The following is a 24,051-nucleotide window of genomic DNA, read 5'->3' as shown; positions in this document are numbered from 1 at the left end:
GTGAACCCTGTCGCCGGGGTCGGCGGTCCTGCGGGACTCGCCGGCTCCGACGGCGCGGCCGTGCAGGTCGAGGCCGCCGAGCGCGGCGCCCGGCCGCAGGCCGGCGAGCGGGCTCGGGTCGCGCTCGAGGTCGTCGCGGCGCATCTCCGTCGGTCGAGCAGCGCTGACGGGGTCGACGCGTCTCGAGACCGCGCCCGTGTCGCCGGTCGTCCCGGTACGGCGCTGCGCGCCGCCTCGACCGGCCGTCTGCCCGTCGTGCTCACCGCGGCGGGTGCGATGGGGGAGGACGCGGTGCGCGCCGCCGGCCTCGAGCCGCGCGTCGTCTACCGGCCGAGCGTCGCCGACCACGCGACATCCGCGGCCGCCACGACGGCGGCTGACACGACGGCCGCCGTGCGCGCACTCGTCGACGCCGGCGCGACCCTCGTGCTCTTCGCCGGCGGCGACGGCACCGCCCGCGATGTCGCGGCCGGGCTGTCGGAGGCCGGTCGAGGGACCGCGACGGGATCCTCTGCCGACGGCCGGAACGGCTCCGGAGGAACTTCCGTACCGCACGCCGACGTCGTGGTCGACGATTCCGGCATGTCGCCGAGAAGTTCCTACCGAGCATCGGTGCCGACGGCGTGGGGCGGCCGCCCGGGTGCGGTGGCGGTCGCCGCGCTCGGCATCCCGGCCGGCGTCAAGATGTACTCGCCCGCCTTCGCGGTGAGCCCGCGCGCCGCGGGCGCGCTCGCGGCGGCGTGGTCGGCGGCATCCGGATCGGACGGCGCCCTGCCCGTGCAGGAGCGCGAGGTGCTCGACATCGACGAGGCGGCGATGCGGCGTGCGCGCGTCGAGCCGCGCCTCTACGGCACCATGCCCGTGCCCTACCGCGCAGGCCGCACGCAGTCGCGCAAGGCGGCGACGCCGGTGACCGAGCAGGCCGCCGTCGCGGGTGCCGCGCGCGGTGCGGCCAAGGCGATGCGCCCGGGCATCCGCTACCTGCTCGGCCCCGGCGGCACGATGGCCGAGCTCGCCCGCGAGCTCGGGGTCGCGAAGACCCCGCTCGGCGTCGACGTCGTGCTCGACGGCCGGGTCGTCCGCGCGGGGGCGAGCGAGCACGAACTCGTCGACGAGATCTCGCGCGGCCCCGCGAAGGCCGTCGTGAGCGTCATCGGCGGCCAGGGTTTCCTGCTCGGCCGCGGCAACCAGCAGCTCTCGGCGCGCGTGCTGCGCCTGCTCGACGACGACCCGCTCATGGTCGTCGCCCCCGAGCAGAAGCTCATCGACCTCGGCGGCCGCCCCCTGCTCGTCGACACCGGCGACCCCCTCGTCGACGCCCGCCTCGCGGGATTCGCGCGCGTGATCACCGGCCCCTCCACCACGAGCCTCTACCCTGTGCACGCGCCCGACGCCGAGGCATCCGAACCCTGAACGTGACCGGTCGAGCCCGACCGGCCCTACACACCCACCCCGAACCGAAGGAGAAGGCCATGCGCCTCGAGAACAAGCAGGCCATCGTCACGGGCGGCGCGGGCGGCATCGGCCGCGCCACCTCGATCGCCCTCGCAGCCGAGGGTGCGAAGGTCGCCGTCGTCGACCTGAACGCCGACGCGGCGGCCGCGGTCGCCGACGAGATCCGGGCGGCCGGCGGCACGGCCATCGCGATCGCCGCGGATGTCGCGAGCGAGCCCGACATCGAGCGCGTCGTGCAGACCGTGGTCGACGAGTTCGGCGGCGTGAACGTCGTCTTCAACAACGCGGGCATCATCCGTCGCACGACCGCGGTCGAGACGACCGTCGAGGAGTGGGATCGCGTCTTCGGCGTGAACGTGCGCTCGATCTTCCTCATGTGCAAGCACGTCGTGCCGGTCATGGCGGCCGCGGGCGGCGGCTCGATCGTCAACACGGGTTCGGGCTGGGGCCTCAAGGGCGGTGGGCAGGCGATCTCGTACTGCGCCTCGAAGGGCGCCGTCGTCAACATGACCCGCGCGCTCGCCATCGACCACGGTCCGCAGGGTATCCGGGTGAACTCGGTCAACCCGGGCGACGTGAACACGGGCATGCTGCGCGACGAGGCCCGACAGCTCGGCCAGGCCGAAGCCGGATTCCTCGCCGAGGCCGCCGACCGGCCGCTGCGCCGCATGGGCGAGCCGCACGAGATCGCGGCGGCGGTCGTCTGGCTCGCGAGCGACGAGTCGAGCTACGTCACCGGTTCGGCGCTCGTCGTCGACGGCGGCGGCATCGCGTAGGCGGAGGTCGGTCGAGGAGCGCCGACGGAGGCGACGCGTATCGAGACCGCGCGCAACGGGCGCGTGGTCTCGACACGGCGCTTCGCGCCGACTCGACCGACCAGGCAGGGATCAGTCGTGCGGGATGGCGGCGACGACGTCGATCTCGACGAGGATGTTCGCGAGGCGTGAGCCGACCGTCGTGCGCACGGGGTAGGGCTCGGTGAAGAACTCGGCGTAGGCCTCGTTGTACTCGGCGAAGTCGGCGAGGTCCTCGAGGTGCGCGGTCACCTTCACGACGTCGTCGTGCGTGAGGCCGTACTCGGCGAGAACGGCGCCGATGTTGCGCAGCACCTGGCGGGTCTGCTCTTTCACGCCGCCCTCGACGACGAGGCCCGTCGCCGGGTCCTGCGGGCCGAAGCCCGCCGTGTACAGGAATCCGTTCGCGACGACGCCGTGGCTGTATGGCCCGGCGGGCTTCGGCGCGTTCGAGAGGGTGACGGCGGTCTTGGACATGGTTCCTCCTGTGTGATGGTGGTGGTCGTGGTGCGTCGGTGGTCGTCGGGGATGCCTCGGCGTGAGACCCGAGGCATCCGTCAGCCGAGATCGCGGGCGATGAGCTCGGCGGTCTCGCGCATGGCGGGCAGGTCGGCCTTCAGCCGGTCGAGGTCGGCGACCATGCGGATCGCCGTGATCGAGAGTGCGCCGACGATGCCCATGGAACTGCGGATGGGCACGGCGATGCAGTTCACGAATGCCTCGAACTCGCGGTCGTCGGTCGCGTAGCCGCGGGCCGAGACGATGGCGAGCTCGCGGTCGAGTCGCTCGCGCGAGTCGATGGTCAGGTCGGTGTAGCGCTGCCACACGACGCCGTCGAGCACGGCGTCGCGCCCCGCACGGTCGAGGTCGGCGAGGATCGCCTTTCCGACGGCGGAGCAGTAGGGGATCACGGCCCGGCCGATTCGCGAGTACATGCGCACGCCCGACTCGTCCTCGGCCTTGTCGACGTAGACGATCGAGCGGTCCATGAGCGCAGCGAGGTGCACGGTGTTGCCGGTGCGCCGCTGCAGGCGGCGTACGTGCTCGGAGCCGGCCTCGCGCAGGTCGAGCGAGTCGAGGGCCTGCTTCGAGAGGGCGGCGAGGTGCGTGCCGAGCGTGTAGCGGCCCGAGCCTCGCCTGCGCACCCAGCCGACCTGCTCGAGGGCCTGCAGCTCGCGGAACATGGTCGAGCGGTGGAGTCCGAACTCCTCGGCGAGCTCGGCGACCGTGCGCGGGCCGGCCGCGATGGCGTCGATGATGCGCGCCGCGCGCGTCACGCTCTGCGACATGTCAGGCCTCCAGCGGTTCGGTCGGTCGAGCGGCGCCCGACGAAGGAGGGCGCGCATCGGGACCACGGCCTCGATCGGCTCGCAGCCCCGTGCCCGGCGTGGCCCCCGTGAGCACCCCGTCGGCGAGCACGGGCACGCCCGCGACGAACACGTCGTCGATGCCGTCGGCGAACTCCAGCGGCGCGGCGTAGCTCGCGCCCGCGCCCACCCGGTCGGGGTCGACGAGCGCGAGATCGGCGATCGCGCCCTCGCGGACGACGCCCCGGTCGCCGAGCCCGAAGCGGCGCACCGCTCGCGTCGAGACGAGGGCCGAGGCATCCGCCCAGTCCAGCGCGCCCTGTTCACGGACCAGCAGCGCGAGGTACCGTGCGAACGAGCCGCGCGCCCGCGGATGCGGGTGCCGGCCGAGGAAGATGCCGTCGGATCCGCCGATCGCTCCGGGCAGCGAGAGGATCTCGGCGAGCTCGGCATCGCTGCGCTCGTGCTGCACCGCCATGACGACGTTGACCTCGAGCCGGGCGGCGACGAGCACGTCGAGCGCGAAGTCGATCGGGTCGCGCTCCGTGCGGGCCGCTCCCTCGGCGAGGGTGAGACCGTGCGCCCAGTCGAACTCGGGTGCGGCGATGTGCGCGAGCGTCAGCATGCCCGGCCAATCGGGCCCGAGGCTCGCATACCCCGCGATCGTCGGGAACCAGTCGAGCCGCAGCCGCTCCCGCTCGACCGGATCGGCGAGGACCTGCAGCACCTCGTCGGCGGATCGAACGGTGAGCTCGGCGGGCAGGATCGGCATGGCGAGGATCGAGCAGCCCCGCGTGTACGGGTAGGCGTCGAAGCTCGCGCGGTCGCCCGCCGACGCGAGCCGGCTGAGCTCGTGCCGCACGATCGCAGGCTCGGCGTGGAAGTGCGAGACATGCACCCGCACGCCGCTCGCCGCCGCGATCGCCGCGATCTCGTCGATGCCCGCGGCCGAGTTCGCCTCGTACCCGCCGCGCATGTGCGACACGTACACGCCGCCCGCGTCGGCGACGGGGCGGCAGAGCTCGGCGAGCTCGGCGGCGTCGGCGAAGAGACCCGGCACGTAGTCGAGTCCGGTCGAGAGGCCCACGGCGCCGTCGGCCAGGCCGGATGCCACGAGCGCGCGCATCTCGGCGAGCTCGGAACTGCTCGGTGCCGCGGTGGAGCGGCCCATGACCGCGGAACGCACCGTACCGGCGGGCACGAGGGTCGCGACGTTGAGCGGGGTCGTCCCCTCGTAGGTCGCGAGCAGGTCGGCGACGCCGCCGCCCGCGTAGTGCGGGTGCCGCCCGTTGATCGCCGCGAAGTACTCGGTGCCGTACGCGCCGTCGCCTGGGGCGAAGCCGACGCCGTCCTGCCCGCCGATCACCGTGGTGACACCCTGCCGCAGCAGCGCCAGCTGCACGTCGGGATCGAAGACCGCCCCGTCGGCATGCGAGTGCGCGTCGACGAATCCCGGCATGAGCAGGCGTCCGCCGGCGTCGATCGACTTCGTCGGTCGCGGGGATCCCGGCGAAGGCGGACGTGGATCGAGACCACCCGCCCACGCGGCATCCGTGGTCCCGAGACGGCGCTGCGCGCCTGCTCGACCGGCGGATGCCGGCGCGATCCGCGCGATCCGCCCGCCCGCGAGCAGCACGTCGTGCAGCCCCCCTCGTTCACCCGTCTCGTCGACGACGCGCGCATTCCTGATCAGGACGGTCATGGCGACGATCCTCAGAAGTACGTGCGCACGAGGTCGACGACGAGGTCGCTGCCCGAATGCTCGACGACGGGGATCCACCGCCACTTGTCGAACGCCGTGCACGGGTGCGACAGCCCGAGCGCGACGACGTCGCCGATCGCGACGGGCAGCGTGCCGCCCGCCTCGGCGCGCAGGTACGCGTGCTGGTCGTTGACCGCCGTGACGGATGCCTCGCCGAGGGGTCGCAGGTCGGCGCCGGGCGCCCCGGCGACGCCGAGCGGCATCGGCAGCCCCTCGTCGTACGGCAGGTCGCGCTTGCCGCCGTCGAGCAGCGCCAGCCCCGGCTCGGGGTGCGAGACGACGCGGGCGTGGCCGCGCATGGCCGCGACGAGTTCGGCGTCGATCGGCGAGATGCCGCGGTAGAAGCCGTCGTCGTGCACGAGCGAGGCGCCCGAGCGCAGCACCCAGCGAGTCGTGTGCACGTCGTGGTCGGCCTCGATGCCGGGTGCGAACACGTCGGCGACGAGGTCGAGGTAGGCGCTGCCGCCGGCGGTGACGACGAGGGGCCCGTCGGCGGGGTCGGCGAGGTCGCGCACCGCGTCGTGGAGCTCGAGCAGGTCGGCCAGGTAGTCGCGCACGGCGGCGACGGCGACCGAGGAGCGATCGTGCCCGAGGCTGCCCTCGTAGCCCGCGACGCCGGCGAGCCGCAGCACGGGGGAGTCGGCGATGCGGCGGGCGATGTCGATCGCCTCGTCGAGGCCGCGCGCGCCCGTGCGCCCGCCGCCCGCGCCGAGCTCGACGAGCACCGCGAGCGGGCGAGCGGGAGCGACGGATGCCGCGGCGAGTCCGCGCTCCATGGTCTCGACGGTCTCGATCGAGTCGGCCCACGACCAGAACTCGAAGTGGGCGTCGTCGTCCTGCTCGGCGGCGATCCACGCGAGGGTGTCTGGCGCCACGAGGGCGTTCGCGAGCATGAGCGACCGGACGCCGAACGCGCGGGCGGTGCGCACCTGGCCGGGGGTGGCGAGCGTGAGCCCGTTCGCCCCGGCGTCGAGCTGCAGCCGCCACAGCGCCGGTGCCATCGTGGTCTTGCCGTGCGGCATGAGCTCGAGCCCCCGCTCGTCGCACCAGCGCTGGATCGTCGCGGCATTGTGTTCGAGCGCCGCCCGGTCGAGCGCGAGCAGTGGCGTCCAGAACTCCGCGAGCCGCGGCGCGGTGGCGAGGAACTCGCGCACGGTGAGTCCGGCGGCACGGGCGGGCAGTCCTTTGTCGCCCGCCTCGAGGCGGAGGTCGGTGGTCTCGGAGAGCGGGGTGAGGCGCGACATCCGGAGCTCACTTTCATCTGTTGCGTATGCTGCAACGCGTTTGCGCAGCAGTTGCACACCCGTCAGCATAGACCCGTGACCGACGCTCTGCTGCCCGAGATCATCGCCATCGGAGAGACCATGGCGCTCGTGACGCCCGCGCTCGCCGAGCCGCTCGAGCGCGCCGTCGACTTCCACCTCGACGCGGGGGGAGCGGAGTCGAACGTCGCCTCCCACCTCGCCGCGCTCCGCCGAAGGGCCGCGTGGGCGGGCCGGGTCGGCGACGACGCGCTCGGCCGACGGCTCGTGGCGCAGCTCGCGAGCCGCGGCGTCGACACCCGTTTCGTCGAGCGAGATCCCGACGCGCCGACCGGACTCTACGTCAAGGACCCGGGCAACGGGGTGCAGTACTTCCGCGTGGGCTCGGCGGCGTCGCGCATGTCGCCGGCGTTCGCCGAGCGACTGCCCCTCGAGGGGGCGCGCGTCGTGCACCTCAGCGGCATCACGGCCGCGCTGTCGAGTTCGTGCGACGCGATGCTCGACGCGATGATCGAGCGCGTCGCCGCGACTCCCGCGCTGCTCAGCTTCGATGTGAACCACCGCGCGGCACTCTGGCGAAGCGCGGAGGCCGCCGCCGCGCGACTGCGCGCGCTCGCCGCCGCCGCCGATCTCGCCTTCGTCGGGCTCGACGAAGCAGCGCGACTGTGGGGCACCACGACGGCATCCGACGTGCGCGCGTTCCTGCCAGAGCCCGCCCGACTCATCGTGAAGGACGGCGATGTCGGCGCGACCGAGTTCGCGCGGGGCGTCGACGGCATCGACGCGGTCGAGCACGTCGCCGCGCACCCGGTCGACGTGGTCGAGGCCGTCGGCGCCGGCGACGCGTTCGCCGCGGGCTACCTCGCCGCGCTCCTCGACGACCGCGACGCCGCCGGGCGCCTGCGCGCCGGACACGACCGAGCCGTGCTCGTGCTCGGCGAGACGAGCGACTTCCCCCGCGACCCCCGCCGCTGAACCCACCGAGAGGCCCGACCCCCCATGACGACGATCGACAACACCGCCTTCGACACGCTGCTCGCCGGGCGACCCCTGATGGCGATCTTCCGCGGTCTCGGCGCCCGGCGCAGCCTCGAGCTCGCACGGCAGGCGTGGTCGCTCGGCATCGACGTCGTGGAGCTGCCGATCCAGTCCGAGGCCGATCTCGAGGCACTGGCCGCGGTCGCCGAGGCCGGTCGCGCCGAGGGGCGCGTCGTCGGCGCGGGCACCGTCGTCGCCGTGCGGCACGTGGAGCAGGCCGCCGCGGCCGGAGCGGCGTTCACCGTGAGCCCCGGTCTCGACGAGCGGATCGTGCGCGCGTCGTTCGAGGCCGGGTTGCCGCCCCTCCCCGGCGTCGCCACGGCGACGGAGGTGCAGCAGGCGATGGCCCTCGGCCTCACCTGGCTGAAGGCCTTCCCGGCCTCGCTCCTCGGCCCCGCCTGGTTCGGCGCCATGTCCGGTCCGTTCCCCGCGGCGCGCTTCGTCGCCACGGGCGGCATGGATGCCTCGAACGCGGGTGTCTTCCTGGCGAGGGGTGTGCGAACGGTGGCCGTCGGGTCGGCGCTCGAGGACCCCGAGCAGCTGCCGGCGCTCGCCGCGTTGCTCGCCGAGCACTGATCCGGGCTCCTCGGGCTCCACGGCCCCTCGTCGGCGACGCCACACCGGCCGACTTCTCCGCGCCACGCGGGCCGAGGTCGCCCGTCGGCGCGCTCGAGGAGCGGCGCGGGCTCGTGTTCGGGTGTCCTCGAGGCATCCTGAATTAATTGGATGAATTGTTTCCGGTTAGATTCTTTTCTGTTAGGGTCGCTTCCAGTAGCGCCCTGCGCACCAGGCTCCTGCAGGCGGCGTCACTGCTCTTCCCACGCAATGAAGCACGAGAGGACTGTCGGAACGATGAATCGAACCAAGCGCTCCATCACGGTGGCATTCGCCGCCGGAGCGGCCGCTATCGCCCTCGGGATGTCCGGGTGCTCGCCCTCGACCGGATCCGACGGCGACGCCGCGGTCCTCCGCGTCTGGGCCGGCAGCGCCACCCCGATCAACAACAACTTCAACCCGTTCGCCGTCGACACGGCCGTGCACGCCACCTTCGGCGCCATCTACGAGCCGCTGTTCTTCTTCAACCAGCTGTCCGCCGACCCGCCCGTCGGGCTCATCGGCGACAGCTACGAGTACAGCGAGGACGGCAAGACCCTCACCGTCACCATCAAGCCCGACCTGAAGTGGAGCGACGGCGAGGACCTGACGGCGGAGGACGTCGCCTTCACGTTCGGCTACGGCTCGAACAAGACCGAGCAGTTCGTCTCGGCCGAGGCGACCGACGACACGACCGTCGTGCTCACCTACACGGAGCCGCAGTTCACCAGCGCCTCGCTGACGCTCGGCTCGACCTACATCATCCCGAAGCACATCTGGGAGGGCATCGACGACTTCATGGCCGAGACCAACCCCGAACCGGTCGGCTCGGGCCCGTACGTGCTCAAGGACTTCTCGGAGGCCGCGTACACGGTCGAGGCGAACGACCTCTTCCGCGACGGCGCGCCCGCCGTCGAACAGGTGCAGTACCTCGGCCTCGACTCGAACCAGTCATCGCAGGACCTCTTGACCACCGGCAAGATCGACTGGGTCGGCCAGTTCATCGCGAACCCCGACGCCGTCACCGGCAAGGGCGACATCTCGACGCTCAACCTGCAGCAGGACCCGACGACGATCACCACCTGCGCGAACGCCGACCTCGGCTGCACCGGCCCCCAGACCGACCCCGCGGTGCGCCAGGCCATCAACCTCGCGATCGACCGGGCGACCATCCGCGAGAAGGCCTTCGCGGGCCTCGCGGGCGAGTCGTCGCCGTCGTTCACGCTGCAGCCCCGCGACGAGCAGTGGCTCGCCGACCCCGCGCTCGCCACGAGCCCGCAGGAGGCCGACCCCGCCGCGGCGGCCGAGGTCCTCGAGGCGGCCGGATACACCAAGGGCGACGACGGGTTCTACGGCAAGGACGGCACGGCGATCGAGATCGACCTGTTCTCGCCCGACGGATGGACCGACTACAACGATGCGGCGAAGCTCATCTCCGAGCAGGCCGCCGAAGCCGGCATCCGCATCAACGCACGCACCGTCTCCGACGCCGAGTACTGGACCCCGATCCAGAACGGCGACTTCCAGATGGCGCTCTTCGGCCTCACCCAGAGCCTCGTGGCCGACCCGTACTCGAACTACCACGAGTACTTCGCCGGCTCGTCGACCGCGAAGGTCGGCGAGGGCCCGCTCGACGGGCAGAACTACTCGCGCTACGCGAACCCCGTCGTCGACGAGGCCGTGCTCGCGGCCGGCGCCACGCAGGACGTGGCGACCAAGCAGGCGGCCTACGGCGCGATCCAGGCCGAGATCGCCCGAGACCTGCCGTACATCCCGGTGGTGCTCAACGCCTCGCAGTCGTTCTTCAACACCGAGAAGTTCACCGGCTGGCCGAGCGAGAGCGACCTGTACGCCGCTCCGCTGCCCTACCTCGCGGTCGCGAACGCGATGGTGCTCACGCACCTGAAGCCCGCCGAGTAGGCGCCGACGGTCCCATGGAACGAACCTTCCCCGCATCGAGGACGGCGGCAGCATGAGCTTCTACCTTCGGCGGGTCGCCTTCTACCTGGTGACCTTCTGGGCGGCGATCTCGCTCAACTTCCTGCTGCCGCGGCTGCTGCCGGGCGATCCGGCCGCGATCATGCTCGGCAAGCTGCGCCGAGCCAGCGGCGGGCGACCGCTCTCGGAGGAGACCGTGCAGGCGATCACGTCGATCCTCGGTGCGGGCAGGGACATGTCGCTGTGGGACCAGTACGTGGCGTACTGGGGCCGGCTGCTGCAGGGCGACCTCGGGGTCTCCTCGACGCGGTACCCGGCCCCCGTCGCCGACCTGATCTCGGCGGCGCTGCCGTGGACGATCTTCCTGGTCGGGACCGCGACCGTCATCTCGTTCCTGCTCGGCATCATCGTGGGCGCCTGGGTGGGATGGCGGCGCGGCACGAGGCTCGACCACCTCGTGCCGATCACCACCGTGTTCCAGTCGATCCCGTACTTCTGGCTCGCGCTCGTGCTCGTCGCGGTGTTCGCGGTGCAGCTCGGGTGGTTCCCGATCGTCGGCGGCTACGACGTGTTCGAGTTCCCGGCGGGGCCGGAGTGGAGCTGGGCGTTCCTCGGCAGCGCGATCTACCACGCGATCCTCCCGGCGACGACGATCGTGCTCTCCTCGGTCGGCGGCTGGCTGCTCGGCATGCGCAACATGATGGTCTCGACCATGTCGGAGGACTACGTGGTGACGGCCGAGGCGAAGGGACTCACCTCGCGGCGGACGCTCACGCGGTACGCCGCCCGCAACGCCGCCATCCCGAGCCTCGCGGGCTTCGGCATCGCGCTCGGCTTCGTCGTCGCCGGATCGATCGTGATGGAGCAGGTGTTCAGCTATCCGGGCCTCGGCAAACTCATGATCCAGGCCGTGCAGGGTCTCGACTACGCGCTCATGCAGGGCGTGTTCCTCGTGATCACCCTCACGGTGCTGGTGGCGAACTTCATCATGGACCTCATCTACGGCTTCATCGACCCGAGAGTGCGACACAATGGATGACTCCCAGCCGACGCTCGATCGCGCGCCAGACGACTCGGGCTACGCGATGGGCGACGACGCCCCGTTCCAGGCCCCGGTCTCCGCGGAGGCGGTGCGCGAATCCGCGCGCGAGGCGAGTGCGACCGCGGCGTTCGCCGTCGCGCAGGCCGGCCGTGGCGGGCGGTTCCGCCACATCCTGCCGAGTCGCTCGGGCAAGCTCATCACGGGCCTCGTGATCGTCGGCCTGATCACGCTGTTCGGCATCTTCGGCCCCATGATCGCGCAGCCGCCGCGCGACTCCGACAACGACGCCCTGCTGCCGCCGTCGGCGGAGCACTGGCTCGGCACGACGAAGCTCGGCTACGACGTCTTCTCGCAGCTCGCGTGGGGCACTCGCGGGTCGTTGTTCATCGGGCTCGTCGCGGGGGTGGTCGCCCTCGTGCTCGCGATCGTCTTCGGCGTGTTCGCCGGCTACTTCGGCGGCGTCGCCGACGAGGTGCTGACGCTCTTCACCAACATCGTGCTCGTGATCCCGGGGCTTCCCGTGGTCATGGTGATCGCCGCGTACGTGCAGACGGCGGAGGGGCTCGGTCCGCTCGCGCGGAGTTCGCTGCTCGTCGCGCTCGTACTCGGCATCACCGGCTGGGCGGGGTCGGCCGTCGTGCTTCGAGCGCAGGCCCGTTCGCTGCGTACGCGCGAGTACGTCGCCGCCGCACGGGTCGCCGGCGAGAGGCCCGCCCGCATCATCTTCGTCGAGATCCTCCCGAACCTCGTGCCGCTGCTCGCGGCCCAGTTCATCTTCGGCGTGATCTTCGCGGTGCTCGGCGAGGCCGGCCTCTCGTACCTCGGGCTCGGGCCGACCGGGTCGATCACCCTCGGCACGATGCTCAACGACGCCCAGACCGGGCAGGCCGTCGGCACCGGCGCCTGGTGGTGGTTCGTGCCGCCCGGCCTCATCATCGCCGCACTCGGTGCTGGGCTGTCGCTCATCAACTTCGCGATCGACGAGGTCGTGAACCCGAAGCTCAGGCTCGCACCCGAGAACGCCAAGCGCCAGCGACAGGCTGCGAAGGCAGGCAAGGGCGTCGCCGACACGGGAGCGTTCGCATGAGCCGCGCCGGCCGTGCGAACGGCATCGACCGCACCGGCATCCCCGTCGAGGCCGGCGTCACCGGAATCGACCCCTCCCGACGCGGCGAGCCCGTGCTGACCGCCCGGGACGTGTCGATCGAGTACGAGGTGGAGCCGCCCGTGAAGGCGGTGCGCGGCGCGTCGATCACCCTGCATCGCGGCGAGATCCTCGGACTCGCGGGGGAGTCGGGTTGCGGCAAGACGACGCTCGCCTACGGGCTGAACCGACTGCTCAAGGCGCCCGCCCTCATGACGGGCGGCGAGGTGGTCTTCCACGACGCCTCGGGGCGCGACATCGACGTCGTCGGGCTCGACGGCGAGGCGCTGCGCACCTTCCGGTGGAGCAAGGTGTCGATGGTGTTCCAGGGGTCGATGAACTCGCTGAACCCGGTCATGAGCGTGCGGAAGCAGCTGCACGACGTGTTCACGACGCACCGGCCCGGCATGCGGCGCGCCGAGCGCGAGGCGAGGAGCGCCGAGCTGCTGAGTCTCGTGGGCGTCGACCCGGCACGGCTGTCGAGCTTCCCGCACGAGCTCTCGGGCGGCATGCGGCAGCGCGTGATGATCGCGATGGCCCTCGCCCTCGACCCGCAGGTCATGATCATGGACGAGCCGACGACCGCGCTCGACGTGGTGGTGCAGCGGGGGATCATCCGCGAGATCATGCGGCTGCGCGAGCGGTTGGGGTTCGCCGTCGTCTTCATCACGCACGACCTGCCGCTGCTGATCGAGATCAGCGACCGCATCGCGATCATGCTCGAGGGGCGGATCGTCGAGCAGGGCACGGCGGAGGAGATCTACCGCACCCCCTCGCACGAGTACACGAAGCGCCTGCTCTCGAGCTTCCCGAGCCTGCGGGGGGATCGCGGCGACTTCATCAGGACCGGCGTCGGGTCGGGCGCCGTCGAGGGAGGTGCCGCATGAGCGCGCACGGCACGGCGACGAGCGGCACGAGCGCGACTTCGGCGAGCCTCGAGGCCCGCAATCTCGTGAAGGACTTCCGCCTGCGCAGCGGGGTGAAGTCGCGCATCCTGCACGCGGTCAGGGACGTCTCGTTCACCCTCGAACCCGGCCGCACGATCGCCCTCGTGGGCGAGAGCGGCTCGGGCAAGTCGACGATCGCCCGCATGATGGCGAAGCTCGAGGCCCCGAGCTCGGGCGAGATCCTGCTCGACGGGGCGCCGAGTGCGACGGGCGGCTCGCGGCTCGCGAGCTACCGGCGCGACGTGCAGATGGTCTTCCAGGATCCGTTCGGGTCGCTGAACCCGTTCCATCCGATCCGGCACCATCTCGAGCGGCCCCTGCGGATCCACCATCCGAGGCTCTCGTCGAAGGAGATCGGTGCGCGCGTCGACGAGCTGCTGGAACGGGTGCGGCTGTCGCCCGCGTCGACCTTCGCGGATCGGCGGCCGCACGAGCTGTCGGGCGGCCAGCGGCAGCGCGTGGCGATCGCCAGGGCGCTCGCTCCGGGCGCGAGGTTCATCATCGCCGACGAACCGGTGTCGATGCTCGACGTGTCGATCAGGCTCGGGGTGCTGAACCTGCTCGCCGAACTCCAGCGGCAGGAGCAGCTCGGCGTGCTCTACATCACGCACGACCTGGCGACTGCGCGGCACTTCTCCGACGAGATCCTGGTCATGTACCGCGGCGAGATCGTCGAGCGCGGTCCGAGCGAGCGGGTGATCCTCGATCCGCAGCACGAGTACACGAAGACGCTGCTCGAGGCGGCGGCCGACCCCGATCGCCTCGGGCGGCTTCGTGACGAAGTGCGGAACGGCGGTTGAATGTCAATTCAGTAAAGAACGTTTTTAGATAGAGTTGCGACAGTGCGATCCGCACCAGGGGAGGGACGGCATGAACCAGATCGATCCGGGCACGCCCACGTGGCTCGCCGCGCGCAACGACCGCACGGCGTTCCGGCTCCTCCTCGAGCACGGTCCGCTCACCCGCTCGAAGCTCGGTGCACTGTCGGGGCTGTCCAAGCCGACGGCCACGCAGATGATCACCCGGCTCGAGCGGGTCGGCCTCATCCATCCGGTGGGCGAGGTCTCGGGGGGCCGCGGTCCGAACGCCGTCAGCTACGGCGTGCGGGTCGATCGCATCACGGGCGTCGCGATCTCGATCGTGGCCGGCGCCATCCAGGCGGTCGTCGTCGACGCGATCGACGGCGATCACCCGATCGTCGAGATCGAGGCGGCATCCTCGGGGCGAACCCCAGAGGGCGACGTCCGCGCGGCGGTGGCGGCGGCCTGCGAGGCCGCGGGCCTCGATCGTTCGTCGGTCAGCCGCGTCGTCATCGGCGTGCAGGCCGCGTTCTCCGTCGACGGAGACGAGCTCTCGCTCACCGACACGCTCCCGGGCTGGCCGGCGGTCGGCGCCCGCGAACGGATCGAGGCCGCCCTCGGGCTCGCCGCGACGATCGACAACGACGTGAACCTGGCGGCCATGGCCGAGCGCGCGGTCGGCGCCGCGCAGGACGCCGCGAGCTTCGCCCTGTTCTGGATCGGCGACGGACTGGGGGTGGGCGTCGACCTCGGGGGCGTCGTGCATCGCGGCGCGTCGGGCAGCGCGGGCGAGATCGGCTACCTCGGCGTGCCGAGGGCCGCGGCCGAGCTCGCCCCCGAGGCGAACGACCTCACCGACCTGCTGGGCGGGCCGGCGGTGGCCAGGCTCCTCGGCGCCGCCGGGAGGCCGCTCGCCACTGCGCTGCCGCGGCTCGCGGAAGACGATGTCGCGCTCGCCTCGCTCGCCGATCGGGTGGCGCTCGCCGTGCATCCGCTGCTCGCGATCCTCGACCCGGCGATGATCGTGCTCGGCGGTCCGACCGGCACGGCCGGCGGGGCCCGGCTCGCCGCGCTCGTCGCCGAACGGATCGACCCGGCCGACCATCCGAGGGTCGTGGTGCGCACGAGCGGCACCGGCGTGCAGCCGGTCCTGCTCGGCGCCCGGCAGCAGCTCGTCGAACAGATCAGGGACCAGCTCGAGGCCGATATCTCGCTCGCGGGCTGACGCGCCCGCACCTCACACCACCGACACGGATGCCGCGAGGCATCCGGCGGTCGACCACACCTGCGCGCAGCACCTGCGCGCCAGCCTGCTTCCAGCGGAATGAGGAGACATGAAACTCGCCATCGTCGGCGGTGGATCCACCTACACCCCCGAGCTCATCGACGGCTTCGCCCGGCTGCGCGAGACGCTGCCGCTCGAGGAGATCCGGCTCGTCGACCCCGACGAGCACCGTCTCGCCCTCGTCGCCGGGATGTCGCGGCGCATGCTCGCCCACGCCGGTCACCCCGCGCGCGTGATCGGCACGACCGATCTCGTCGCGGGCGTCGCCGACGCCGACGCGGTGCTCGTCCAGCTGCGGGTCGGCGGGCAGCACGCGCGCCACGCCGACGAGACCTGGCCGCACGAGGTCGGCTGCATCGGTCAGGAGACCACCGGGCCCGGCGGCCTCGCGAAGGCGCTGCGCACGGTCCCCGTGGTGCTGCGCATCGCCGAGGCCGTGCGCCGGCACGCGAAGCCCGACGCCTGGATCGTCGACTTCACGAACCCGGTCGGCATCGTGACCCGCGCCTTGCTCGAGGCCGGGCACCGTGCGGTCGGCCTCTGCAACGTCGCGATCGGGTTCCAGCGTCGCTACGCGTCGTTCTACGGCGTCGAGCACGACCGCGTGCACCTCGGCCACGTCGGGCTCAACCACCTCACCTGGGAGCGCAGCGTCACGATCGACGGGCGCGACCGGCTTCCCGACCTCCTCGCCGACCGGCTCGGCGACCTGGCCGACGAGGTGCACCTCGCACCCGAGCTGCTCGCACAGCTCGGCGTCGTGCCCTCGTACTACCTGCGGTACTACTACGCCCACGACGAGGTGCTGCGCGAGCAGCTCGCCGAGCCGACGCGGGCCGAGGCGGTGCAGGCGATCGAGCGCGAGCTGCTCGAGCTCTACGCCGACGAGTCGCAGCACGAGAAACCCGCCGCGCTCGAGGGGCGGGGCGGGGCGTTCTACTCGGAGGCCGCGATCGAGCTGCTCGCCGCGATGCGCGACGGCGCGAGCCGGTCGCGGGTGGTGAACCTCCGGAACGACGGCGTGCTGCCCTTCCTGCCCGACGATCACGTGATCGAGGTGCCGGCCGTGTTCCGCGACGGGGGATTCGTCGCGGAACCGGTCGCGCCGCTGCCCGACGACATCTCGGGCCTCGTCTCGGCGGTCGCGGGCTACGAGCGGCTCGCGCTCGACGCGGCCGTGCACGGCGGACGCGACCGCGTCCTGCGCGCGATGCGGGCGCACCCGCTCGTGCTGCAGCACGAGCGGGCCGAACGGCTCACCGACCTGCTCATGGCCGAGAACGCCCGCTTCCTGGGGTGGGCATGACCGGCCGGGGCGGCTTGCCGCTCGTCGTCGCGGTCGACGGCGGCGGCTCCAAGACCGATGCCGTCTCGCTCGAGCTCGACGGCACGCTCGTCGAGCATCGTCGCGGTCCGGGCTCGAGCCCCCACTTCGACGGGCTCGACGCCTCGGCCGCGGTGGTCGACGAGCTCGTGCGGGCGGTCGCGGGCCGTCGCCCGGTCGTCCACGCGGGGCTCTACCTCTCGGGGCTCGACCTGCCCATCGAGATCGAGCGGTACGAGGCGGCCATCGGCCGGTGCGACTGGGCCGCGGCCTCGGTGACGGTCGACAACGACCTGTACGCGCTGCTGCGCGCCGGCACCGACGAACCCGACGCCGTCGCGATCGTGTGCGGCACGGGCGTGAACGCGATCGGACTCCGCGCCGACCGCGCCGAGGTGCGCTTCCCGTCGCTCGGGTCGCTCTCGGGCGACTGGGGCGGCGGTTCCGGCCTGGGCGAGGCGGCGCTCTGGCACGCCGCCCGCGCGGTCGACGGGCGCGGCCCGTCGACGGCGCTGGTCGGCGAGATCGAGCGGCGCCTCGGCGTCGGCTCGGTCGGTGAGCTGATCGAGGGCCTGCACTTCGGCGAACGGGATGCCTCGGAGCTGATCTCGCTCGCCCCCGCGGTGTTCGAGGCGGCCCGGGCCGGAGACGCCGTCGCGATCGGTCTCGTCGACCGGCAGGCGACGGAGCTCGCGGACTTCGCGCGGGCCTGCCTCACGAGGCTCGAGCTGCTCGACCGCGAGATCCCGGTCGTGCTGGGCGGCGGCATCGCGCGATCGCGCGACGAACGCCTGCTCCGAGGCATCCGCTCGGAACTCGCGGCGGCCGCGCCGCTCGCGCGCCTGAGCGTCGTCGACGATGCCCCCATCGTCGGGGCGGCACTGCTCGCGCTGGAGGCCGCCGGCGGCGACGGCGCCGCGCTCGTGCGTGCACGAGCGGCAGTGTCGGCGGTCACGGCGGCCGAGCCGGCGCTGCTCGACGCGTGACGTCGTCGATGCCGGGGCGTACGCTCGGCCCATGAGCATCCCGCAGCGATTCTCGCTCGTCACGCTCGGCGTCGCCGACGTCGAGGTGGCGACCGCCTTCTACCACCGGCTCGGCTGGCACGAGGCCCGGTCCTCGGTGCCCGGCGAGATCACCTTCTTCGCGACCCCGGGCGGGGTCGTCGCCCTCTGGGAGACCGCCGAGCTCGCGAAGGACGCGGCGCTGGGCACGTTCCACGCGAACGCGCCCGGTTTCCGCGCCGTCGCACTCGCGATCAACCTGGGCTCGCGCGACGAGGTCGACGAGGCGATCGGCGACTGGGTGCTCGCCGGCGGCTCGATCTCGAAGGCCGCGGCCGCGACCGAGTGGGGCGGGTACAGCGGGTACGTCGCCGACCCCGACGGCAACCTGTGGGAGCTGGCGCACAACCCGGGCTGGCCGCTCGACGAGCGAGGGCTGCCCCAGCTCGGCTGAGATCCGGGGCGAAGAGTACCCCGGTCAAGGGCACCCTCCCCGCCCATCTAGACTGGAATCCGTGAATTCAGAGGAAACCGTCGACGTCGTGCTGATCGGCGGGGGCATCATGAGCGCGACGCTCGGCTCCCTGATCTCCCAGTTGCAGCCCGATTGGACGATCCGCCTCTACGAGCGACTCGGCGAGGTCGCGCAGGAGTCCTCCAACGCGTGGAACAACGCGGGCACCGGCCACGCCGCCCTGTGCGAGCTCAACTACATGCCCGAGAACCCCGACGGCACGGTGAGCGCGGCGAAGGCCGTCTCCATCAACGAGCAGTTCCAGATCAGCCGCCAGTACTGGGCGTACCTCGTCGCCCAGGGTGCGCTGCCCGAGCCGCACAACTTCATCAACTCGACGCCGCACATGACCTTCGTGCGCGGCAAGGCGAACATCGAGTACCTGCGCAAGCGCGTCGCCGCGCTCAAGGACGAGCCGCTGTTCCCCGACCTCGAGTACACGGAAGACCTCGAGCGCATCGCCGAGTGGACGCCGCTGCTCGCGAAGAAGCGCAATCCGAAGGCGCGCGTCGCCGCGACGCGCATCGAGGCGGGCACCGACGTCGACTTCGGCGCCCTCACCAAGTACCTCATGCACGACATGGCCGCGCGCGGCGCGTCGATCCAGACGAACCACCAGGTCACCTGGCTCAAGCGCCAGAAAGACGGAACCTGGAAGCTGCGGCTGCGCCACACCGTGGGCAACACCCCGAAGACGGTGCGCGCGCGCTTCGTGTTCGTGGGCGCCGGCGGTGGTGCGCTCGCCCTGCTGCAGCACTCGGGCATCCCCGAGATCAAGGGCTTCGGCGGGTTCCCGATCTCGGGCCAGTTCCTCCGCACCACCGACCCGAAGATCGTCGCCCAGCATCAGTCGAAGGTCTACGGCAAGGCCGCCGTCGGCGCTCCGCCGATGTCGGTGCCGCACCTCGACACCCGCGTCGTCGACGGCGAGACCGCCCTGCTGTTCGGCCCGTACGCCGGCTTCACGCCCAAGTTCCTGAAGACGAGCACCTGGTTCGACCTGCCGTTCTCGATCCGCCTGCACAACATCTGGCCGATGATCCAGGTCGGCCTCAAGAACTTCGATCTCGTGAAGTACCTCGTCGGCGAGCTCATGGCCAACCGCGAGAAGAAGATGAAGGCGCTGCGCGAGTTCATGCCGACGGCGAAGACCGGCGACTGGGAGCTCATCACCGCCGGCCAACGCGTGCAGGTCATGAAGAAGGACGGCGCGAAGGGCGGCGTGCTGCAGTTCGGCACCGAGGTCATCACGGGCGCCGACGGCACGATCGCGGGCCTGCTCGGCGCATCGCCGGGCGCCTCGACGGCCGCGCCCATCATGCTCGACGTGCTCGGTCGCTGCTTCCCCGACCGCATGGCTGATTGGGAGCCGAAGCTGCGCGAGATGATCCCGAGCTACGGCATGCGCCTGTCCGACGACCCGGCCGCGGCCGAGGCGTCGCTGAAGGCCACCGCCGACGTCCTGGGGCTCACCGCCTGACTCGACGGGCGCTTGCGCCGTCGTGCGACCGTCTGCTACGGTCGATCCCGCTATGAAGTGAGTACAGCCCACCGTCCCGCGCCTGAGGCGCCGTAGACATCGGGTGTGCTCACGGGGGTTGACGAACGCCCACTGATCGCGACGGCGCTCTGCGCACCCATCTCGGCAATGCCCGGCGGGAACTCTCCTGCCTCCGAACGGTCGTCGCGCACGCAACCGCGATAACCGGCGACCGTTCGGAGGCCTTCCGCGAACGGCGGTCTCCATGCCGGTACAACTCTCCTTTTCCAACCATCTCCGGGCCGACGGACTGTCGGTCTCCTTCCCCGATCGGCGCATCTTCGCCGATCTCGGCTTCACCGTCGCGCCGGGCCAGCGCGTCGGCCTCATCGGCGAGAACGGGGCGGGCAAGTCCACGCTGCTCCGGCTCCTCGCGGGCGACCACGACGGGGATGCCTCGCCGTCGGGCCTGCCCGACGAGGCATCCGTCTCCGGTCGCCTGACCCGGCCGCGCCGCACCGCGCTGCTCGAACAGGAAGTGCCGTTCTCGCCCGACGCGCGAGTCGGCCTCGTGCTCGAGTCGGCGCTCGCCGAGGTCCGGGCCATCGAGCGCGAGCTCGACGCCGCCGCCGTCGCACTCGGCGGCGCGGACGCCGAGGCCGCCTCCTCCCGGTACGCGGCGGCACTCGACGCCGCCGAGCGCGCCGAGGTCTGGACGGCCGAGACGCGCCGCGACGAACTGCTCGAGGGGCTCGGCGTCGCCGGCCTCGGCCTCGACCGCCGCATCGACGAGCTCTCGGGCGGCCAACGCTCGCGGTTCGCGCTCGCCGCGCTGCTGCTCTCGGCGCCCGAGGCGCTGCTGCTCGACGAGCCGACGAACCACCTCGACGACGCCGCCGCCGACTTCCTCGAGTCGCGGCTCCGAGCCTGGCGAGGACCCGTGCTCTTCGCGAGCCACGACCGGGCGTTCCTCGACCGGGCGGCGACCGGGCTCATCGACCTCGACCCGGGGCGGCAGGGCGCGCTCGCCGCGTCAGCCGCGGCCGGTCGCGGCGCGAGCAGCAGCGAGGTGCTGAGCGCCTCGGGCGGCACGGTGTTCGGCGGCGGATTCAGCGAGTTCCTCGCGGTGAAGGCCGACGAGCGGGCCCGCTGGCAGCGCCAGTACGAGGACGAGCAGGAGGAGCTGAAGCGCCTGCGCGCGGCAGTCGCCGACACGGCGCGGAACGTCGCGTACGGCCGAGCGGCGACCGACAACGACAAGTTCATCCGCCACTTCAAGGGTGAGAACGTCGCGCGCACGGTCGCGCGTCGCGTGCGCAACGCGGAGCAGCGACTCGAGACGCTCGAGCGCGAGCAGGTGCGCAAGCCCCCGTCGCCGCTCGAGTTCGCCGGGATCCCCGCGGGTTCGCACGCGCTCGAGGAGGCCGCCAGTCTGCTCGTGCAGGTCGCCGACCTCGAGGTCGAGGGGCGACTGCGCCTCGACGAGCTGCAGCTCGCACCGCTCACGAGGCTCCTCGTCACGGGTGCGAACGGCGCGGGCAAGTCGACGCTGCTGGGCGTGCTCGCGGGCGGGCTCGCGCCCGATCGCGGTACCGTGCACCGGCGCAAGGGGCTGCGGGTGCAGCTGCTCGAGCAGGACGTGCGCTTCGCCGACCCGTCGGCGACGCCGCGCGCGCTCTACGAACGGGTGCTCGGCGAACGCCGCGCCGGCCAGGTGCCGCTCTCGAGTCTCGGGCTCATCGCGCCGCGTGATCTCGAGCGGCCGCTCGGCACGCTGTCGGTCGGGCAGCAGCGGCGGCTCGCCCTCGCGCTCGTGATCGCGCGGCCGCCGCACGTGTTCCTGCTCGACGAGCCGACCAACCACCTGTCGCTCGCACTCGCGACCGACCTCGAGGAGGCCCTCGGCGGCTACCCCGGCGCCGTCGTCATCGCGAGCCACGATCGCTGGCTCCGCCGGCGCTGGGCGGGGGAGCGGCTCGAGCTGCACGCGGGCGCCGCCGTTCCGGCCGCGGTGGGGAATTGAGCGAGCGGATGCCTCGGGACCGGGCCCGAGGCATCCATCCGCACCGTCCGATGCAGGCGACCTCGCTCGGAATCGCATTCGACTCTCGCCCGAATTTGGACGAGACTCGAATGAGGAATGCGGACGCCGTGCCGGGTGTCGCTTGCGCCGAACTCGAATACATGTTCGAATGTACGAATGAGATGGAGCGGGCAGGAACTCGGCGTCGACCAGGTCGATGCGCTGCCCGGCCTCGCCCGGCTCAACAATCTCGTGCGCTCGGTGCAGACGCCCGAGTTCGCGGGCATCACGTTCCACGAGGTGCTCGCGAAGTCGGCGCTCAACCGGGTGCCGGGCCCGTCGATGATGCCGTTCGGCTGGACCATCAACCCGTATCGGGGCTGCAGTCACGCGTGCGTGTACTGCCTGGAGCCCTCGACGGCCATCATGATGGCCGACGGTCGAACCAAGGCGCTCTCCGACGTCGAGGTCGGTGACGAGGTCATGGGCACACGGCAGATCGGTCAGTACCGGAAGTACGTGGAAACGATCGTGCTGGCCAAATGGGCGACTCGTAAGGCCGCGTACCGCATTCGCCTGGCCGACGGTACTGTTCTCGTCGCGAGCGGCGACCACCGATTCCTCACGGAGCGCGGATGGAAGTACGTCACCGGAGCGATGGCAGGCGGGGCGGGTCGACCGTATCTCACCGTCGACGACCGCCTCATCGGATTCGGCGCAATGTCTGGGAGACCGGTTCCATCGACCGCGTCCGACGATTATCGCCGTGGATATCTGACGGGCATGATTCGCGGCGACGGCATGATGCTTCGACGGATCCACCCGCGTGCGACAGGTGGGGCGTTGGTCGCCCACCGCGTTCGTCTGGCGCTCGCTGACGACGAGGCGCTGTCGCGCTCGCGCCGATTCCTTGAACACTTCGGGGTGATGACGTCGCAATTCCGGTTCACTCCCGCCACGGCCACCCGCCGAGAGATGGCGGCGATCCGAACTTCGAAGTCCAGGGATTTCGACGCCGTCGGCTCCATCATCGAGTGGCCGCAGGATCCGGCCGAGGCGTGGCGTGCAGGGTATCTCGCCGGCATCTTCGACGCCGAAGGCTCGTGTGCTCGGGGCGTGCTGCGCATCAGCAATTCAGACGATGTCGTCCTCACCGCAGTCGAGCGCTCGCTGTCGCATTTCGACATTCCGTACGTCCGTGAGCCCGCCCGCGCGAACGGGGTGTCGAGCGTTCGGGTGCGCGGCGGGCTCCGCGCACGGAACGACTTCTTCTCGATCAGCCGGCCTGCGATCAAGCGGAAGCTTGCGCTCGCCGGCACCACGGTCAAGACAATGGCCGACCTCCGCGTGGTGTCGGTCGAACCGCTCGGTACGCAACTCGAGATGCTCGACATCACGACGTCGACCGGAGACTTCATCGCGAACGGGGTGGTGAGCCACAATTGCTTCGCTCGCCCGACCCACAGCTACCTCGACCTCGATGCCGGTGATGACTTCGATCGGCAGATCATCGTGAAGGTCAACGTCGCCGAGGTGCTCCGGCGCGAACTCGCCCGGCCGTCGTGGCGACACGAGTCCGTCGCATTGGGTACGAACACCGACCCGTACCAGCGGGCCGAGGGGCGCTACGAGCTCATGCCGGGCATCGTCGACGAGCTCACGGCGAGCGGCACGCCGTTCAGCGTCCTCACGAAGGGCACCCTGCTGCGACGCGACCTGCCGAAGCTCGCCGCCGCCGCCGAGCACGTGCCGGTCGACCTCGCGATGTCGATCGCGATCTACGACCCCGAGCTGCAGCAGTCGATCGAGCCGGGCACGCCGTCGACCAGGGCGCGACTCGCGACCGTCACGGCGGTACGTGAGGCGGGGCTCGACTGCGCCGTCTTCCTCATGCCGATCCTGCCCTACCTCACCGACACCCGCGCCCACCTCGACGAGGCACTCCGTCAGGCCAAGGCAGCCGGCGCGTCGAGCGTCCTGTACACGGCGCTGCACCTGCGCGGAGCCGTGAAGCCCTGGTTCATGCAGTGGCTCGAGCGCGCCCACCCCGAGCTCGTGCCGAAGTACCGGTCGATGTACTACGGCACCAACGCCTATGCGCCGAAGGAGTACCGCCGCTGGCTCTGTCACCCCATCCACCCCCACGCCCGCCCGCCCGGCCGCCCCCGGGCACGGTAGTATCGGGTCCGGGGGGGGGGGCGTGGGGGGGGGGGGCGGGGGGCAAGCCCCCCCACGCCGCCCCGCCCCGCCGGCGAGCTGCCCCTCGAGATCGCCGCGCCCGGCGATCCCGCCATGCTGTTCTGATTCCGCCCGCCGAGCCGCCGTGCGCGCCACGGCC

Annotated in this window: 20 protein-coding genes; 16 read left to right on the top strand and 4 right to left on the bottom strand. The window is 71.8% G+C overall.

Annotated features, from left to right (window positions below; genetic code table 11):
• Positions 1–1,413 carry an ATP-NAD kinase family protein gene (locus ACFWGP_RS14730; protein WP_376931239.1) on the top strand — a complete coding sequence of 471 codons (1,413 nt, stop codon included), beginning with the start codon at positions 1–3 and terminating at the stop codon, positions 1,411–1,413.
• A gap of 59 nt (positions 1,414–1,472) precedes the next feature.
• Positions 1,473–2,231 (top strand): SDR family NAD(P)-dependent oxidoreductase, encoded by a 759-nt coding sequence (locus ACFWGP_RS14725; RefSeq protein ID WP_376931238.1) that lies wholly within the window; start codon positions 1,473–1,475, stop codon positions 2,229–2,231.
• A 111-nt stretch (positions 2,232–2,342) separates the two neighbouring features.
• Here the strand turns inward: ACFWGP_RS14725 and ACFWGP_RS14720 are convergent, their stop codons facing one another.
• The 4 genes from ACFWGP_RS14720 to ACFWGP_RS14705 form a co-directional block, all read right to left on the bottom strand.
• On the bottom strand, positions 2,343–2,726 hold the full coding sequence (locus ACFWGP_RS14720) for a RidA family protein (RefSeq protein WP_231431735.1): 384 nt from the start codon (positions 2,724–2,726) through the stop codon (positions 2,343–2,345).
• A gap of 80 nt (positions 2,727–2,806) precedes the next feature.
• Positions 2,807–3,538, bottom strand: coding sequence for an IclR family transcriptional regulator (locus ACFWGP_RS14715; RefSeq protein ID WP_275506494.1), 732 nt, complete (start codon positions 3,536–3,538; stop codon positions 2,807–2,809).
• A gap of 1 nt (position 3,539) precedes the next feature.
• Positions 3,540–5,258 (bottom strand): amidohydrolase family protein, encoded by a 1,719-nt coding sequence (locus ACFWGP_RS14710; protein ID WP_376931237.1) that lies wholly within the window; start codon positions 5,256–5,258, stop codon positions 3,540–3,542.
• Positions 5,259–5,269: 11 nt separating this feature from the next.
• Entirely contained in the window at positions 5,270–6,562 is a 1,293-nt protein-coding gene (locus ACFWGP_RS14705; RefSeq protein WP_376931236.1) for an alanine racemase, read from the bottom strand.
• A gap of 75 nt (positions 6,563–6,637) precedes the next feature.
• On the opposite strand from ACFWGP_RS14705, the gene ACFWGP_RS14700 reads away from it, so the two are divergent.
• The 14 genes from ACFWGP_RS14700 (at position 6,638) to ACFWGP_RS14635 (ending at position 23,891) form a co-directional block, all read left to right on the top strand.
• On the top strand, positions 6,638–7,555 hold the full coding sequence (locus tag ACFWGP_RS14700; protein ID WP_376931235.1) for a sugar kinase: 918 nt from the start codon (positions 6,638–6,640) through the stop codon (positions 7,553–7,555).
• Positions 7,556–7,579: 24 nt separating this feature from the next.
• Positions 7,580–8,194 carry a bifunctional 4-hydroxy-2-oxoglutarate aldolase/2-dehydro-3-deoxy-phosphogluconate aldolase gene (locus ACFWGP_RS14695; RefSeq protein WP_376931234.1) on the top strand — a complete coding sequence of 205 codons (615 nt, stop codon included), beginning with the start codon at positions 7,580–7,582 and terminating at the stop codon, positions 8,192–8,194.
• A 342-nt stretch (positions 8,195–8,536) separates the two neighbouring features.
• Entirely contained in the window at positions 8,537–10,132 is a 1,596-nt protein-coding gene (locus ACFWGP_RS14690) for an ABC transporter substrate-binding protein (RefSeq protein ID WP_376931233.1), read from the top strand.
• 52 nt (positions 10,133–10,184) lie between these two features.
• On the top strand, positions 10,185–11,189 hold the full coding sequence (locus tag ACFWGP_RS14685; protein ID WP_231431728.1) for an ABC transporter permease: 1,005 nt from the start codon (positions 10,185–10,187) through the stop codon (positions 11,187–11,189).
• On the top strand, positions 11,182–12,279 hold the full coding sequence (locus tag ACFWGP_RS14680) for an ABC transporter permease (RefSeq protein ID WP_376931232.1): 1,098 nt from the start codon (positions 11,182–11,184) through the stop codon (positions 12,277–12,279). The genes ACFWGP_RS14685 and ACFWGP_RS14680 overlap by 8 nt, the downstream gene beginning before the upstream one ends.
• Positions 12,276–13,223 (top strand): ABC transporter ATP-binding protein, encoded by a 948-nt coding sequence (locus ACFWGP_RS14675; protein ID WP_275506501.1) that lies wholly within the window; start codon positions 12,276–12,278, stop codon positions 13,221–13,223. Before ACFWGP_RS14680 ends, ACFWGP_RS14675 begins: the two co-directional genes overlap by 4 nt.
• Positions 13,220–14,083, top strand: a complete 864-nt coding sequence (locus tag ACFWGP_RS14670; RefSeq protein WP_231431725.1) for an ABC transporter ATP-binding protein — start codon at positions 13,220–13,222, stop codon at positions 14,081–14,083. The genes ACFWGP_RS14675 and ACFWGP_RS14670 overlap by 4 nt, the downstream gene beginning before the upstream one ends.
• A 70-nt stretch (positions 14,084–14,153) precedes the next feature.
• Positions 14,154–15,308 carry an ROK family transcriptional regulator gene (locus ACFWGP_RS14665; protein ID WP_275506502.1) on the top strand — a complete coding sequence of 385 codons (1,155 nt, stop codon included), beginning with the start codon at positions 14,154–14,156 and terminating at the stop codon, positions 15,306–15,308.
• Positions 15,309–15,417: 109 nt separating this feature from the next.
• Complete coding sequence (locus ACFWGP_RS14660) at positions 15,418–16,674, top strand: 6-phospho-beta-glucosidase (RefSeq protein ID WP_376931231.1); 1,257 nt, start codon at positions 15,418–15,420, stop codon at positions 16,672–16,674.
• A complete protein-coding gene (locus ACFWGP_RS14655; RefSeq protein ID WP_376931230.1) occupies positions 16,671–17,678 on the top strand; it encodes an N-acetylglucosamine kinase in 1,008 nt (335 codons plus the stop codon). The genes ACFWGP_RS14660 and ACFWGP_RS14655 overlap by 4 nt, the downstream gene beginning before the upstream one ends.
• 31 nt (positions 17,679–17,709) lie before the next feature.
• The gene (locus ACFWGP_RS14650) at positions 17,710–18,150 is read left to right on the top strand and encodes a VOC family protein (protein WP_376931229.1); all 441 of its coding nucleotides are present in this window, start codon (positions 17,710–17,712) and stop codon (positions 18,148–18,150) included.
• 61 nt (positions 18,151–18,211) lie between these two features.
• Complete coding sequence (locus ACFWGP_RS14645) at positions 18,212–19,690, top strand: malate:quinone oxidoreductase (protein ID WP_376931228.1); 1,479 nt, start codon at positions 18,212–18,214, stop codon at positions 19,688–19,690.
• 265 nt (positions 19,691–19,955) lie between these two features.
• A complete protein-coding gene (locus ACFWGP_RS14640) occupies positions 19,956–21,713 on the top strand; it encodes an ABC-F family ATP-binding cassette domain-containing protein (RefSeq protein ID WP_376931227.1) in 1,758 nt (585 codons plus the stop codon).
• 177 nt (positions 21,714–21,890) lie between these two features.
• A complete protein-coding gene (locus tag ACFWGP_RS14635; protein ID WP_376931226.1) occupies positions 21,891–23,891 on the top strand; it encodes an intein-containing Rv2578c family radical SAM protein in 2,001 nt (666 codons plus the stop codon).
• Positions 23,892–24,051: the final 160 nt, after the last annotated feature.

Source organism: Agromyces sp. NPDC127015 (assembly GCF_042725165.1).
GTDB lineage: Bacteria > Actinomycetota > Actinomycetes > Actinomycetales > Microbacteriaceae > Agromyces > Agromyces chromiiresistens.
This window is presented reverse-complemented; position numbering and strand designations above follow the sequence as displayed.

Coding starts and splice junctions, on each gene's coding strand:
- ACFWGP_RS14725 (WP_376931238.1), top strand. CDS start 1,473: ATGCGCCTCGAGAACAAGCAGGCCATCGTCACGGGCGGCGCGGGCGGC.
- ACFWGP_RS14720 (WP_231431735.1), bottom strand. CDS start 2,726: ATGTCCAAGACCGCCGTCACCCTCTCGAACGCGCCGAAGCCCGCCGGG.
- ACFWGP_RS14715 (WP_275506494.1), bottom strand. CDS start 3,538: ATGTCGCAGAGCGTGACGCGCGCGGCGCGCATCATCGACGCCATCGCG.
- ACFWGP_RS14710 (WP_376931237.1), bottom strand. CDS start 5,258: ATGACCGTCCTGATCAGGAATGCGCGCGTCGTCGACGAGACGGGTGAA.
- ACFWGP_RS14705 (WP_376931236.1), bottom strand. CDS start 6,562: ATGTCGCGCCTCACCCCGCTCTCCGAGACCACCGACCTCCGCCTCGAG.
- ACFWGP_RS14695 (WP_376931234.1), top strand. CDS start 7,580: ATGACGACGATCGACAACACCGCCTTCGACACGCTGCTCGCCGGGCGA.
- ACFWGP_RS14690 (WP_376931233.1), top strand. CDS start 8,537: ATGTCCGGGTGCTCGCCCTCGACCGGATCCGACGGCGACGCCGCGGTC.
- ACFWGP_RS14685 (WP_231431728.1), top strand. CDS start 10,185: ATGAGCTTCTACCTTCGGCGGGTCGCCTTCTACCTGGTGACCTTCTGG.
- ACFWGP_RS14680 (WP_376931232.1), top strand. CDS start 11,182: ATGGATGACTCCCAGCCGACGCTCGATCGCGCGCCAGACGACTCGGGC.
- ACFWGP_RS14675 (WP_275506501.1), top strand. CDS start 12,276: ATGAGCCGCGCCGGCCGTGCGAACGGCATCGACCGCACCGGCATCCCC.
- ACFWGP_RS14670 (WP_231431725.1), top strand. CDS start 13,220: ATGAGCGCGCACGGCACGGCGACGAGCGGCACGAGCGCGACTTCGGCG.
- ACFWGP_RS14665 (WP_275506502.1), top strand. CDS start 14,154: ATGAACCAGATCGATCCGGGCACGCCCACGTGGCTCGCCGCGCGCAAC.
- ACFWGP_RS14660 (WP_376931231.1), top strand. CDS start 15,418: ATGAAACTCGCCATCGTCGGCGGTGGATCCACCTACACCCCCGAGCTC.
- ACFWGP_RS14655 (WP_376931230.1), top strand. CDS start 16,671: ATGACCGGCCGGGGCGGCTTGCCGCTCGTCGTCGCGGTCGACGGCGGC.
- ACFWGP_RS14650 (WP_376931229.1), top strand. CDS start 17,710: ATGAGCATCCCGCAGCGATTCTCGCTCGTCACGCTCGGCGTCGCCGAC.
- ACFWGP_RS14640 (WP_376931227.1), top strand. CDS start 19,956: ATGCCGGTACAACTCTCCTTTTCCAACCATCTCCGGGCCGACGGACTG.
- ACFWGP_RS14635 (WP_376931226.1), top strand. CDS start 21,891: ATGAGATGGAGCGGGCAGGAACTCGGCGTCGACCAGGTCGATGCGCTG.